The sequence below is a fragment of the Butyrivibrio sp. NC2002 genome (genome assembly GCF_000702265.1).
GTDB lineage: Bacteria > Bacillota > Clostridia > Lachnospirales > Lachnospiraceae > Butyrivibrio.
Map to the genome: position 1 here is coordinate 528,581 of NZ_JNKZ01000007.1, position 13,969 is coordinate 542,549.

12 protein-coding genes are annotated in these 13,969 nt (G+C 41.7%); 1 reads left to right on the forward strand and 11 read right to left on the reverse strand.

All coding sequences use genetic code 11. From position 1 onward, the window contains the following. Positions 1 to 107: 107 nt before the first annotated feature. The 9 genes from pyk to rsxC all read right to left on the reverse strand — a co-directional run bounded on the left by pyk (position 108) and on the right by rsxC (position 8,100). Positions 108 to 1,523: a pyruvate kinase gene (gene pyk, locus T543_RS05565; protein WP_035766400.1), complete on the reverse strand. Its 1,416-nt coding sequence runs from the start codon at positions 1,521 to 1,523 to the stop codon at positions 108 to 110. Positions 1,524 to 1,555: 32 nt separating this feature from the next. Then, positions 1,556 to 1,948, reverse strand: a complete 393-nt coding sequence (locus T543_RS05570) for a DUF2752 domain-containing protein (protein WP_035766404.1) — start codon at positions 1,946 to 1,948, stop codon at positions 1,556 to 1,558. Positions 1,949 to 1,996: 48 nt separating this feature from the next. Then, positions 1,997 to 2,767, reverse strand: coding sequence for an acetyltransferase domain-containing protein (locus tag T543_RS05575; RefSeq protein ID WP_035766405.1), 771 nt, complete (start codon positions 2,765 to 2,767; stop codon positions 1,997 to 1,999). A 157-nt stretch (positions 2,768 to 2,924) separates the two neighbouring features. Next, positions 2,925 to 3,722, reverse strand: a complete 798-nt coding sequence (locus tag T543_RS05580) for an RnfABCDGE type electron transport complex subunit B (RefSeq protein ID WP_035766407.1) — start codon at positions 3,720 to 3,722, stop codon at positions 2,925 to 2,927. A gap of 21 nt (positions 3,723 to 3,743) precedes the next feature. Further along, positions 3,744 to 4,331 (reverse strand): electron transport complex protein RnfA, encoded by a 588-nt coding sequence (locus T543_RS05585; RefSeq protein ID WP_035766410.1) that lies wholly within the window; start codon positions 4,329 to 4,331, stop codon positions 3,744 to 3,746. Further along, entirely contained in the window at positions 4,328 to 5,203 is an 876-nt protein-coding gene (gene rsxE / locus T543_RS05590; protein ID WP_081829954.1) for an electron transport complex subunit RsxE, read from the reverse strand. Before rsxE ends, T543_RS05585 begins: the two co-directional genes overlap by 4 nt. A gap of 13 nt (positions 5,204 to 5,216) precedes the next feature. Continuing rightward, on the reverse strand, positions 5,217 to 5,816 hold the full coding sequence (locus T543_RS05595) for an RnfABCDGE type electron transport complex subunit G (protein WP_035766412.1): 600 nt from the start codon (positions 5,814 to 5,816) through the stop codon (positions 5,217 to 5,219). After that, complete coding sequence (locus tag T543_RS05600; RefSeq protein ID WP_035766414.1) at positions 5,813 to 6,763, reverse strand: RnfABCDGE type electron transport complex subunit D; 951 nt, start codon at positions 6,761 to 6,763, stop codon at positions 5,813 to 5,815. Before T543_RS05600 ends, T543_RS05595 begins: the two co-directional genes overlap by 4 nt. Positions 6,764 to 6,783: 20 nt before the next feature. Further along, positions 6,784 to 8,100 carry an electron transport complex subunit RsxC gene (gene rsxC, locus T543_RS05605; protein WP_035766415.1) on the reverse strand — a complete coding sequence of 439 codons (1,317 nt, stop codon included), beginning with the start codon at positions 8,098 to 8,100 and terminating at the stop codon, positions 6,784 to 6,786. 196 nt (positions 8,101 to 8,296) lie between these two features. Between rsxC and T543_RS05610 the strand changes: the two genes are divergently transcribed. Then, entirely contained in the window at positions 8,297 to 9,523 is a 1,227-nt protein-coding gene (locus T543_RS05610; protein ID WP_035766417.1) for a ribonuclease H-like domain-containing protein, read from the forward strand. Here T543_RS05610 and T543_RS05615 read toward each other — a convergent pair. Both T543_RS05615 and T543_RS05620 read right to left on the reverse strand, forming a co-directional pair. Then, the gene (locus T543_RS05615; protein WP_035766418.1) at positions 9,500 to 12,442 is read right to left on the reverse strand and encodes a glycosyl hydrolase 115 family protein; all 2,943 of its coding nucleotides are present in this window, start codon (positions 12,440 to 12,442) and stop codon (positions 9,500 to 9,502) included. The genes T543_RS05610 and T543_RS05615 overlap by 24 nt on opposite strands. A gap of 168 nt (positions 12,443 to 12,610) precedes the next feature. After that, entirely contained in the window at positions 12,611 to 13,888 is a 1,278-nt protein-coding gene (locus tag T543_RS05620) for an O-acetylhomoserine aminocarboxypropyltransferase/cysteine synthase family protein (RefSeq protein ID WP_035766421.1), read from the reverse strand. Positions 13,889 to 13,969 lie beyond the last annotated feature (81 nt).

A 13,969-nucleotide genomic window follows, 5' to 3' on the forward strand; every position in this document is an offset into this window, starting at 1 on the left:
TTTATGTCTTATTTCTTATTGCTAACTAATGATTGCTTTTTGCGAATGATAGATTTTTTATGCAACAGAAACCCCATAGGCTTTTATGTCCTATGGGGTTTTAGTTATTACACATCCTCTATTTTGATTAGGTTGGTGTTGCCTGATTCTCCGTTTGTCACACCGCCTGTGATGACTATCTTGTCGCCTTCTTTTAGATCGAAGGTGTCGATAGCAACCTTCTTTGCAGAGTAGAAAAGTACGTCTGTTGAAGGGAATACATCACACATTTTAGGTGTTACTGCCCATGAAAGAGACAACCATCTCCAGGTCTTTTCATTGGTTGTAAGACCTATGATGTCAACAGGTGAGCGGAATCTTGAAACCATTCGCGCTGTGCGTCCTGAGAGTGTACAAGCAACAATTGCCTTGGCATCAAGATCAATTGCCATTGCGCAGGTTGCATGAGATATCGCATCCACATCATTTTTTATAATGAACTCATAGTTATAGAATCTCTTGTTGTAGTGAATGTTCTGCTCTGTTGTCTCAGCAATCTTGGCCATTGTTTCAACTGCCTGAACAGGATATTTTCCTGCAGCTGTTTCTCCTGAAAGCATGATCGCACTTGTTCCGTCATAAACAGCATTGGCAACGTCGGATGTCTCAGCTCTTGTGGGACGGGGATTGTGTATCATTGACTCAAGCATCTCTGTAGCTGTGATGACACGTTTTCCAAGCATACGACACTTTGTAATAAGGTCCTTCTGGATTGCAGGAAGCTGCTCAAAAGGAACCTCAACGCCCATATCTCCTCTGGCAACCATGATGCCGTCGCACTCTTCACATATATCCTCTATGTTGTCATAGCCAGACTGATTCTCGATCTTTGCAATAAGCTGAACTTTGTCATCACTTCCGTGAGCTTTAAGGAATTCATGGACATCTACAAGGTCCTGTTTTACGGAAACGAATGAACATGCTATGAAATCAATGTCATGCTCAACACCGAAAAGGATATCCTTCTTGTCCTGCTCTGAAAGATATATCTGTTTAATGTGTTTTCCGGGGAAACTCATGCTCTTTTTATCTGAAAGCTCACCACCTGTAATGATCTCTGTTTCTATGTTCTTGCCATCGCTTGAGAGCACCTTGAATTCAAGGAGCGCATTGTTAAGAAGGATCTTGTCTCCTTCGCCGAGTTCGTTTGCAAGATTCTTGTAGCTTACAGAAACCTTGTGCTCATCTCCCTCGATATCATCAATTGTAAATGTAAACTTCTTTCCGGCCTCAAGAACTACCTTGCCCTTTTTGAAGGTTCCGATACGGTATTCAGGTCCCTTGGTATCAAGAAGTATAGCTATGGGAAGTCCCAGCTCTTTTCTTACTTTCTTTATCTTCTCTATCCTTGCAAGCTGTTCCTTGTGATCTCCATGTGAGAAATTAAGTCTGGCAACGTTCATTCCGGCCTTACATAAAGCGGCGATCATTTCCTCGGATTCACTTGCAGGTCCAATAGTACAAACAATTTTTGTTTTTCTCATTCTGTCTCCGTTTCTCTGCACAAAGCAGAATACTAATTAAATAGTGCCCTGAGTATTTTTATGAGCACACTTTTTTGCACATCAAAAGTAACCACTTGATCATTTGGATCAAAAAGCCTAATAAAATATACCACAAAAAACAATATCATCAGAAGTATCAAAACTACCAAATAGAGTTTCCGATTTGTCTTTTCATATAGATAAATTGCGAGAATAAGGACAGGTCCCAGCATAAAAAGCGGATGATAACTAAAAGCCCCGGTAATATCGAGCATAAATGCCATAAGCCAGGCTCTCGTCATACCGCATCCCGGGCAGGAAGCTCCGGTAAAAAATTTTATAGGACACCCCATAAATGCATATATGATAATTACTACTGCAAACGGCAGTAAAACAAGCGCTGCCTTTTTCACTTTTTCCTTCAATCGTTTCCACCTACATCTGTTTTTATGTCATTAGCTCTCACATAATGTTCAGTTCTGAATCTGCCATATCACCATTGATATCACATAGAGCACGACCTGATGAAGCATATAAACGATAAGGGAATGTCTTCCAAACCATGTAAAGAAGGGAATCTTTATCTTAAAAACAGGCTTATCTAAATAATTACGTGCTGAAAAATATAAAAAGTATCCTGTCAAAAACAGGAAAAACCAAGGCATAAGAGAGAAATAATCAGATGAATAAAAACCATTTTGCATAAAGCCAAGATATGTCAAAAAGGACATTCCCATACCATCTGCTCCCCCGCCTGAGTACAGACTCTTCGGAAGCAACGTATAAAAAGGACCTATTCCGATGATTCCGGCATTTATATGTCTTGTCAGCCCAAAAAGAACTGCACACAAAATGACATACCATTGTCCATCCGTATCTTTCAGATTTACAAACATCTTAACAAGCGAAACAAGTATCATACTCGATCCAAGAAGTGTAAGCACCCCGAAATGCACCGGAGCTTCCGGAATTACAATCATCGTTGCACAGCTCACAACTACTCCGCACAAAAATACAATTGCGCCGTTTTTAAGCCCATTTCTTGAAAAATGAAGGCAGAAGCCGGAAATAAGAATAAACATCCAGCATATACTTTGCTGCCACAGGAACGTGCTACTCGTCCCATACCATGTCATATCAAAGCCATTAATATATTTTAAGTCCCAGCAAAAGTGATACAGTATCATGCTGAGCATTGTAATACCACGAATAGTGTCAATAGAATGTAGTCTTTCAGTCTTCATACTCACCTTTCAAAATCTTTTTCTCCACAAGCTATATTCTACCACACGAATGGTAGGCGGGGACGTAATTTGTGATTGGTTTTATAAAAGAGAAAAACGGAGTCAATGTGTCAGAAAGTGGCACATTGGCTCCGTCGCCGGATACCATATAGGTATATCAGACAATTTCGATTGCCTTTTTAGGGCATTTCTCTGCGCATAAACCGCAGTGAGTACATTTATCCTGATCGATAACTGCAACGTTTTGCTCTACTGTGATTGCTCCCGCAGGGCAATTCTTTTCACAGATATGGCAGGCTATGCAGCCGACCTTACAGTACTTGTTTACATCTTTGCCCATATCCTGTGACTTACATCTTACAACCTCTGTTGCTTCATAAGGCACCAGGTCAATGAGTTTTCTCGGGCAGATATCTATACATTTGCCGCAGGCTTTGCAGGCATCCTTGTCAACCCTTGCTATTCCGTTTTCGATATGGATAGCATCGAACTGACATACAGATACGCAGGTTCCTCCGCCGAGACATCCGTATGTACAGGTCTTAGGACCTTGTCCCGGAACCTGATTTATTACGCGGCAATCCTCTGCTCCGAAGTATTCGTATCTCTGACTTGCCTGTTCGCAGTCTCCTGCGCAATGAACGTATGCAACCATGCGCTTTGCTTCGCCGGCATCAACTCCCATTATTTCCGAGATCCTGGCTGCGACAGCAGGTCCGCCTACAGGACACTGGCTGGTAGGCGCTTCACCTTTTGCAATGGCCGCCGCACAACCTGAGCATCCGGGGAATCCGCAGCCGCCACAGTTATTACCGGGCAGAGCTTCAAGAATAGCCTGTTCTTTCTCATCTACATCCACATGCAGTTTCATATCGGCCACGCCCAGGATCAACCCTATCAGTATACCGGCGCCCGCTACAACTGCAGTAGCAATGAGTACACCATTAATCATCATCGTCATCTCCTATCTCAACTTTTATCTAAGAGCTGAAAATCCGGTAAACGCAATAGCCATAAGACCTGCAGCAAGGAGCACTGTGGGCATCCCTCTGAAGGGCTTTGGTATGTCGTTAAACTCTATTTTTTCACGGATTCCTGCAAGAATTACGATAGCGATTGTAAATCCGACTGCTGTGGCAAAACCGCAGATTGTGCTCTCTAAAAGGCTGTAGCCGTTAGTTACATTGTTAAGTGCGACACCCAGAACCGCACAGTTTGTTGTGATGAGCGGAAGGTATACACCAAGTGACTGATAAAGTGATACCACGAATTTTTTAAGAAACATCTCAACAAACTGAACCAGCATCGCTATCACCATGATAAACACGATTGTCTGAAGGAAAGACAGATCAAGCGGTTTAAGAATAAACTTGTAAATAGCATTGGTAACCAGAGATGCAAGTGAAATAACGAAAACGCAAGCCATTCCCATTCCAAACGCTGTCTCGGTTTTCCTTGAAACTCCAAGGAACGGACAAAGTCCAAGGAACTGACTGAGAACTACGTTGTTAACAAGAGAGGCTGTGATCATAATTGATAAAAGTCCTACTATTGTATCTGTCATTTCTCGTCCTCCTCTCCTGCTTTTTCTTTTGCTTCATTTTCTTTTACTGTTTCTTCCTTAATAGCTTCTTCCTTGTCTGCTTTGATGATCTTTGCAGCTTTTTCTTTGGCAAGAAGCTCTTCCTTAACCTTGTGAGGATCCTTGATCTCTACATCGCTGCAGCAACCGCCGACACCAAACTTGGAAGTATCTTTGCCCTTTTTCTCCATATTGAATTTGACCTGATTCATTATGGCAATGAGGACAGCAAGTACTATGAATGCGCCCGCCTGCTGGATAAATATTCTTATTGGCTGATACAGGCCAAAGAAGTAACCAATAGCACCGGGAACAACTGTGCCTTCACCAAAGATCTGAACATCAAACATTGTTCCGCCGCCGATCAGTTCTCTGAAAAGTCCTATAACTGTTATCGCACATGTAAATCCAAGTCCCATTCCTACGCCATCAAAAAATGAAGGGATCACATCATGTTTGGATGCGTATGCTTCTGCTCTACCAAAGATGATACAGTTAACAACGATAAGCGGAATATACACGCCAAGTGCCTCATACATTACAGGTACATAAGCCTGCATAACAAGCTGAACAAGTGTAACGAATGAAGCGATAACTACTATAAATGCCGGAATACGGACTGTATCCGGAATCACTTTTCTAAGAAGTGCAATAACTGCATTACTAAGTGCAAGTACAAATGTTGTTGCAAGGCCCATTGTAAGTCCGTTTATTGCAGATGTGGTAACCGCAAGTGTGGGACACATACCTATCATTAAAACAAGTGTAGGATTCTCTACAATGAGTCCGTTAAAAAATCTTTCTGCAGGAGTATCCTGTTTAAAGCCCAGGGCTCCTTTTTTCTCTTCGCTCATCTAGGCTCCTTTCTTAAGCAAGTCCTGCATTAAAGTATGCAACTGCTGCATTTACTCCATAGGTGACTGCTTTTGATGTTATTGTTGCTCCTGAGATAGCTGATATTTCGCTATCAGATGATGCAGCATTTTTAACTACGCTGAATTTACCGGCAGGTTTATTTACAAACTGAGGAACTATGACTTTTTCAGCATTCATTCCAAGTCCGGGAGTCTCATTTATAGAAATAAGTGAGATTCCGTTTACAGAAGCATCATTTGTAATACCAACCGTAAAAATGATCTTATCGCCGTATCCGCCGCTTGAAACCTGGATAACATATCCGATACCAGTTCCGCTTGCATCAACTGCCTGTTTAACGCTTAAGATATCGATCTTGCTGTAATCTGCATCTGACAGAACCTGGTTTTTTATATTCTCGTCTATCTCAACATCAGTAAAATCGGAAGCATCAGGGAAAACTGCCTGATTAGCTTTTATCTGCGCAAGCTGTTCCTGATAAGCTATTGGTTCCTTTGTTACCTGATATACAAATCCTAAAAGGACACCTGCTACAAGGGTGATAACAAAAAGAATCATGGCGTTTTTAATAAGAGTCTTTACATCTCTCATGCCTTATTCTCCTCCTTTCTCCCTGCAGGTCTTATTCCGAAGGCTCTTGGAAGTGTGAACTTCTCAATAAGCGGAACAAGAAGGTTCCCTATGATGATCGCATAAGAAACACCCTCGCTGGATGAACCGAATACTCTGAAAATACCGGTAAGTATCCCCAGAATGATTCCGTATATGTATTTACCTTTTACAGTGATGGGACAGGTTACATAGTCCGTCGCCATGAAAAATGCACCAAGCATAAGTCCGCCGCCCGCAAGCTGAGCAGAAATATATGTGCCGTTAAATCCATGTCCTCCAAAGAGGATTATAAAAATAACAAACGAGACAATGTATGATCCCGGAATCTTAAGATCAATGATACCCAGCATAATAAGTATGCAGGCACCAAGCACGATCGCTATCATTGAGGTCTCACCGATAGTTCCGGGTATTTTACCTGTTATCATATCAATGACAACGACTTCTTCTCCATTTTTGAGTGCTGTAAGAGGTGTTGCCGATGTATATGTATCTGTCACAAAGTTAGTCATAAGAGCCGGGAATGAAATGATCAAAAAGCATCTGGCACCAAGTGCAGGGTTCATGAAGTTCTGACCAAGTCCTCCAAAAAGCATCTTAACAACAAGAATTGCAAAAATGCCGCCTAATACGGGAAGCCACCATGGAGCTGTACTTGGTAAGTTCATTCCAAGTAAAAGTCCTGTAACTACGGCAGAAAAATCACCGATCGTGATCTTCTTATGCATAAATTTTTCATAGCAAAACTCGGTGAGCACAGTAGAGATCACTGATAATATCAGTATGATAAGTGCATCAACACCGAAGTTGTAAACGCCAAATCCTGCTGCAGGAAGAAGTGCTATCACTACCCACATCATTATGTTTGAAGTTGTAACGCTGCTCCTGACATGCGGATTTGACGATACTTTCATCATATCGCTCATGTTTTTATCCTCTTCTTCCTTTACTTCTTCCTGTTTGCAAGCTGAATCTTACGCATACCTTTTATAAGCTGGGTAAGCTGTCTTCTTGCAGGACAGATGTAACTGCAGCATCCACACTCGCAGCATTCCATTCCATACTCTTTAAGGAATCTCTCGTTCTGACCATGCTCTACGGCATCTGCAAGATTCTTGGGAATAAGCCTCTCAGGACATACTTCCACGCACTTACCACAGTTTATGCATGCGGAAGGTTCCATCTCGGCTACAGCATCCTCTGTAAGACAGGTAAGGGCTGAAGCAGTCTTCGTAGTAGGAACATCCAGATCAAAAATGGCAAATCCCATCATAGGGCCGCCTGATATGATCTTTTCGGGTGTTTTCACAAATCCGCCCGCATCATCAAGGAGTTCTCTGTAGTTTGTACCTATCCTGACCTTATAGTTGCAGGGATTGACAATTGCATCACCGGTAATTGTAACAATCCTCTCCATAAGCGGAATGCCCTTCGTAACTGCCCTGTTGATAGCACACAGGGTATCAACATTATCTACGATGCATCCGGCATCTGCAGGAAGCATTGAAGAGTTTATCTCTCTCTTTGTGCACGCATATATGAGCATACGCTCAGCACCCTCGGGATACTTGGTCTGGAGAGTCTTTACCATGATCTTGTCATCGTCCTTTGTAAGCTCTCTGAACTTCGCTATGCAATCGGGTTTATTATCTTCAATTGCTATTATTCCCCTCGCATTAGGGAAAAGAGAAACTGCTATCTTAAGTCCTCCAAGCAGTTCTTCCGGCTCCTCGATCATGCGCCTGTAGTCACTTGTAAGATAAGGTTCGCACTCAGAGCAGTTAGCAATTACATATTCGATTTTCTCTGGTTCTTTGGGTGATAATTTGACAGCTGTTGGGAATCCGGCACCGCCCATACCAACTATTCCGGCTTCACGAATGACGTCGATCTTTTCCTGAACTGTCATCTCATCAAGCGGCTTAACCGGTATTCTGTCTGCTTCTTCGTACTCACCATCATTTTCAACGATGATGCTGTCGCACATACTTCCGGTGGCAAGACGTCTTTTTTCAATTCCCTTTACTGTTCCGGATACCGATGAATAAATCGGTGCAGAGACAAAACCTCCTGCTTCGGCAATCTTTTGTCCCACAAGCACTCGGTCGCCTTTTTGAACTATTGGCTTTGCAGGTGCTCCGATATGCTGAGATACCGGATAGACAAGATCACCTTTTGGCAGGACCTCTTTGATAGGTTTGTCTTTTGTGAGTTCCTTACCCTCGTAAGGGTGCACTCCTCCAACAAAAGTTAATTTAGCCATTTCCTACCCTTTCTTTCTGACCCCTCTGGATCTTTTTTAGTTACCCGTATATTTCCTTCGGGTTTTAAAAAATCACTATAATCATTATACAACAACAAACTTCTTCCCGTCATATTTTTATTCAGTTTTTCGTCACATTTAATCCCCTACCATTTGGATAAAATGTGGTATCATATATATGTTTGGGGAGGGGCTCATGAAGATCATAGACGAAATTATAAACAGCGAAAATGAACTGTATCCTTTAGAGAGAATTTCCTGGCAAAAAGAAGACATTCTTTTTGTTGATATTGAAACAACAGGCTTATCACCAAAGACAGCCTCAATATATCTAATAGGCTGCGCCTTCTATTCAGATTCCTGCTGGCACCTTCGCCAGTTTTTTGCTGATGAAAAAAATGAAGAATTCGAAATCCTGAAGGCATTCCTTTCTTTTGCAAAAAACTATAAGGTGCTCATACACTTTAACGGAAACAGGTTCGATCTGCCATTCATTAAATTCAAGTGTGACAAGGTCGATATGGTCGATCCGCTTGAAAGCATGACATCCGTTGATATTTACAAAAAGATTTCCCCCTACAAAAACATACTGGGCGTTCCTGACTGCAAACAGAAAACAATAGAGCTTTTCCTTGGTATAGACAGAACAGATCTGTACTCAGGAGGAGAGCTTATCGAAGTATACAAAAACTATCTGGATAGCAGATCAAATAAGCTCTGTGATACTCTGCTTCTTCACAATGCCGATGATGTAAGGGGAATGTTTAATATCCTTCCTATACTCTACTACTGCGATCTGTTCAACATGATCTGTGACCGCGACGTAGTACTTTTTAGGACTGATGCCGAAGAATATCCCGAGGTAAAGACAGGTCTTGCAATAGATGATTCTTCAGACAACGAAGACCCGGATGCCGTCATCGAGCTACCTGTGAGAGCCGTAAAAGTATCTGCAAATTATTATAAAGACATTGATGGTCAAAGCAGGGAAGAAATCCTTATGAAGGTAGCTCTTCCGGATAATCTCCCCTCTTCTATCGGAGCTAGTTTTGATGACTGCTTTTTCAAAGCTTCGGGCGATAGCCTGACTCTTAGGATTCCGCTTATAGAGACTGAGCTTAAGTACTTCTATGATAATTATAAGGACTATTACTATCTTCCCGCAGAAGATCAGGCTCTTCATAAATCAGTTGCCCGCTTTGTAAATGTCAATTTCAGGGAGCAGGCGACAAAGCAGAACTGCTATACAAGAAAGCCCGGACAGTTCCTTCTTGAGTGGGATGCTATATTTTCTCCGGTATTTAAAAAGAGCTATAATGACAAAACGCTCTACTTTGAATTAACTGATGAGTTAAAACAAAGCAGAAGCGCCATGAGTCTGTATGCAGTACACGTACTGTCACATATTATAAAAAACGTTTGATGTATACATTGTTTCTTTCGGGCCAAGATACGAATTTCTAATTAGTGCTTTGGGATTCCAGAGCACTATTTTTTCTACAACAACAGCAGGATCTTTTGCAAATAGTTTGATAACATTCTTTCCTTTTTTCAGTTTGAGTTTGCATATCCCTATATGGATCTGATCAAGCACTCCCCTGCTCCAGCTCTTACTCATCCAGGGAATAAATCCTTCATCCGGAATAGTATTTAATATGACTGCTTTTCTATCATCTGCCTTTATGCCTATTTGCATTTTTCCTTTATAAGTAACAGGGTTTGAAGGTGATACATAAACCATGCAGGTATACTCGCCGTCCTCCTTAGCGGATATGTTGTATTTAAGTGCAGGTGCATCTTCTTCATTTTTAAAAGATAAAGTCTGCGGATAAAATTTTACTCCGCTCAAAGTCTTGCCGTAATCTTCTATCACTTTGAAGGATGCATCCTTCGAGGGAATATTCTCTGAAAAATGCACAGCTTCAATACTGATGCAGCCATCCTTTTCATAGAACATGCCTTTTTCTAATCTTAGATCACAAGCGTTTATCTCTACCTTTATTTCCACCATGGTGATACTTGTATCATTTTCCGATTCATCTGCAAGTGTTTCGCAGTCATCACCGAATATCGTAACCATGGCATCTTCCTCGCCGTTCCACTTATCAGATAGAACCCTTATCACATACCTTTTTGTATCATCAAGATAAAGTGTTTCATTTTTGTCTATTTTAGTTCCGTCCTGCTCTTCAACGGATATATATTCAGCATCCCAGTTAATCCTGTACTTTAGCTTTGCCTCTCCTGCGTTCGAAACATCTACCAGGTTTGCGCCGCCCGTTTCCATGTATACAGGCACTTTAAGTACATGTCTGTTCCATCTGTTAGCATGCGTAAAATCCGGAGAATCCGTGCGGCTCACAAGGAGTCTTGAATCCTTTATAGGATAATAGATTTTGCACACAGGGTATCCCCATCTCTCCTCGTTCCAATGCTTAAAGCCTATATGAGCAACGGACTGCATATGATTCCACTTGCCATTATTTCTTGTATGATATTCATCTGTTAAAAGGCGCTCTTTGTCTATGCATTTCTTAACAAGATCCGCATATACATTTGCAAGCTTTTTGCCCTGCTCTGCATAGAAGTTGTTCATTCCTGCATATATCTGCATTCTGTTAATTTCTGCAACCGCATTTACTGGATAGTAAACAAGCTGATAAAAGCACTCTTCAAGTTCAGAACCCTTTATTTGCTTCTGAAGTTTTTCAGCGATATCTGTCATCTCATCAATTTCTGACAGGATAGTTTCCGCCTCATTTTCATTTACAGGATGATATGTTGCGGCATTAAGAGCTTCTGGTTTTTTCCTTCCGTTTAGCTTTACATATCCGGAAACTGCATCTGCAGCCTTTATTGAGAAGTCCTTTGCAAAGCCCAGTTTTTCAAAGAAAGAAACCGTATATTCTGCAGTTTTATTGATAGCAGTTGTTCCCCATTTATCAAAATCGTATGCAAGATCCATGAAATAGCTAAGTGGAAGCTCCTGATTTTTGATATCGCCCACGTTCACTATCCATGCTGAGCGTATACCAAAGTCATAGCACATCGTTAGCTGATCCCACACTTTTGTAAGAGGTGATGAGTTTATCCAAAGATATGAAACAGGGCCTCCAAAATAATCGAAATGATAATACATTCCAAAGCCGCCCGGATGCTTTCTCATCTCCTCGTCGGGAAGTGTTCTTACGTTTGCAAAATTGTCATCGCAGAGCATCATGATGTCATCTTTTAAGACGTCCCAGTCCTTTAAGCCTTCAGTATTTTCATCTCCGAAGTAATAATCCTCGACCTCCTTGTAGATAGCAAGAAGCTGCGGATGCCTTGACGGAGCATATTCACTTATGAGCTCCTTCTGCGCCATAATTGCCTTTTTAAGAACATCTATATTGTCCTTAAGTGTTGCGTCTGCGGGCATCAGGTGTGAATCATTCTCGCCGCGCATACCTATAGTAATGAGATTCTCAAAATCTTTATTTCTTATAAGCCCGTCTTTCCAAAATTCTGTAATTCCCTCGGCATTAGACAAAAAGCTCCACTCCTTGCCGTACTGCGGATTAGTTTTATTAAGCGTCTGGAATTCCTGTCCCGATCTGCAGCATGGCTCATGGTGAGATGCTCCGACTACTATGCCCATCTCATTTGCAAGCCTTGCGTTTTCGATATTATCGAGTGTAAAATCAGACCTCCACATAGCAGGCCAGATATAATTTCCCTTAAGCCTTAAGATAAGCTCAAATATTTTCTCATAAAGCTCCGGCCCCGGTCGTACACTTCCATATTTTTCCTTTGCCCAGTTGCCAAAGCAGGGCTGCTCGTCATTTATGAAAAGTCCTCTGTACCTTACAGACGGTTCCTTTGAAGTTACTTCCACATCATCGGTAAGGATGATCTCATCTTTGTGCTTTGGATTAGCGTCAGCAAAAAAATGCCACGGAGAAACACCTATCTTTTCAGATATAGCAAACATTCCGTAGATCGCGCCCCTTTTATCACTGCCCGCTATTACAAGAGCTTTTTGTCCATTGGCAAAAAAATCACTGACAGTAAATATCGTATAACACTCATTTTTCCCGCTGATATCTGAGAGCTTTTCCCTTACACGCAGGTACTTATCATCTGATGAAGATCTTAATTTTTCTATAAGATTGCTCTCTCCTTCTATTCCCACGATCACAGCATTTGCGGAGGCTTTACTTATATCTGAAATGACTTTAGCTTCCTGCCCTGTCACCTTCCTTATATCATCTGCAAAAATGCCTGTAACCTTGGATAATGTATCTGCAAGCTTCTCTTCAAGAACTATAGAAGCGGCCTTGCCATCTTTATATAACTCAAACATTAAAATCCCTCTCTTTAAAATTATTACCACTACCAATAATAATCTTAAGAGAGGGATCATGTCTTATTACTTTATGCTCTTTTTCTACCAAATATTTTCAATCTGCATAATCAATGCCACCATCATACAACTAGGCCCAGGTATTCGACCTGTGTATGATCCGGCTAATTATTTCAAAGCCTGCTCGATGTCTGCGATAAGGTCATTCTTATCTTCGAGGCCGCATGAAATACGGATAAGTCCTGCGGGGATTCCTGCTGCATTTAACTGCTCATCAGACATCTGTCTGTGAGTTGAAGTTGCAGGGTTAAGGCAGCATGTTCTTGCATCTGCTACATGAGTTTCGATAGCGCACAGCTTAAGCTTGCCCATGAATTCCTCAGCTGCTGCTCTTCCTCCCTTTATTTCGAAGGATACAACGCCGCATCCGCCATTGCCCATATATTTCATAGCTCTCTCGTAGTAAGGATCTGACTCAAGTCCGGGATAATTAACCTTAACAACCTTGGGATGCTTCTCAAGGAATTTAGCTACAGCAGTACCGTTCTCAACATGTCTCGGCATACGTACATGAAGTGACTCAAGACCAAGATTTAAGTAGAATGCATGCTGAGGTGACTGGATACTTCCAAGGTCTCTCATAAGCTGTGATGTGCACTTTGTAATGAAAGCTCCTTCTTTTCCGAACTTCTCGGCATATACGATTCCGTGATAAGACTCGTCGGGAGTTGTAAGACCCGGGAACTTATCCTTGTGTGCCATCCAGTCAAATCTGCCTGAATCAACGATAGCACCGCCAACAGCAGCTCCGTGACCATCCATGTATTTTGTTGTTGAATGAGTAATGATATCAGCGCCCCATTCAATAGGTCTGCAGTTAACAGGTGTAGGGAATGTGTTATCAACGATAAGCGGTACATTGTGTGCATGTGCAGCCTTTGCAAATTTCTCAATGTCGAGAACTGTAAGCGCAGGATTTGCTATTGTCTCGCCAAATACTGCCTTAGTGTTTTCCTTAAAAGCTGCATTTAATTCTTCCTCTGTGCAGTCAGGTGAAATGAAGGTTGTCTCGATTCCCATCTTTGCCATTGTTACAGACATAAGGTTAAATGTTCCGCCATATATAGAAGCTGAAGATACAATGTGATCTCCTGCCTCGCAGATGTTGAAAAGTGCAAAGAAGTTGGCAGCCTGGCCTGATGATGTAAGCATTGCTGCAGTACCGCCTTCAAGCTCTGCAATCTTGGCAGCGACATGATCGTTTGTAGGATTCTGAAGTCTCGTATAGAAATATCCGGATGCTTCAAGATCAAACAGCTTACCCATATCACTACTTGTGTCATACTTAAATGTAGTTGACTGAACTATCGGTATCTGTCTGGGTTCGCCGTTTCCGGGAGTATATCCTCCCTGCACGCATTTTGTATTGATAGAAAAATCGCTCATTTTATTTCTCCTCTCAAATCTCTGTAATTTAGACTTAGAAACTATTCTAATACAGTGCCTGATAATTTTACAACCCAAAAG

Coding starts and splice junctions, on each gene's coding strand:
- pyk (WP_035766400.1), bottom strand. CDS start 1,523: ATGAGAAAAACAAAAATTGTTTGTACTATTGGACCTGCAAGTGAATCC.
- T543_RS05575 (WP_035766405.1), bottom strand. CDS start 2,767: ATGAAGACTGAAAGACTACATTCTATTGACACTATTCGTGGTATTACA.
- T543_RS05580 (WP_035766407.1), bottom strand. CDS start 3,722: ATGATGATTAATGGTGTACTCATTGCTACTGCAGTTGTAGCGGGCGCC.
- T543_RS05585 (WP_035766410.1), bottom strand. CDS start 4,331: ATGACAGATACAATAGTAGGACTTTTATCAATTATGATCACAGCCTCT.
- rsxE (WP_081829954.1), bottom strand. CDS start 5,203: ATGAGCGAAGAGAAAAAAGGAGCCCTGGGCTTTAAACAGGATACTCCT.
- T543_RS05595 (WP_035766412.1), bottom strand. CDS start 5,816: ATGAGAGATGTAAAGACTCTTATTAAAAACGCCATGATTCTTTTTGTT.
- T543_RS05600 (WP_035766414.1), bottom strand. CDS start 6,763: ATGAGCGATATGATGAAAGTATCGTCAAATCCGCATGTCAGGAGCAGC.
- rsxC (WP_035766415.1), bottom strand. CDS start 8,100: ATGGCTAAATTAACTTTTGTTGGAGGAGTGCACCCTTACGAGGGTAAG.
- T543_RS05610 (WP_035766417.1), top strand. CDS start 8,297: ATGAAGATCATAGACGAAATTATAAACAGCGAAAATGAACTGTATCCT.
- T543_RS05615 (WP_035766418.1), bottom strand. CDS start 12,442: ATGTTTGAGTTATATAAAGATGGCAAGGCCGCTTCTATAGTTCTTGAA.
- T543_RS05620 (WP_035766421.1), bottom strand. CDS start 13,888: ATGAGCGATTTTTCTATCAATACAAAATGCGTGCAGGGAGGATATACT.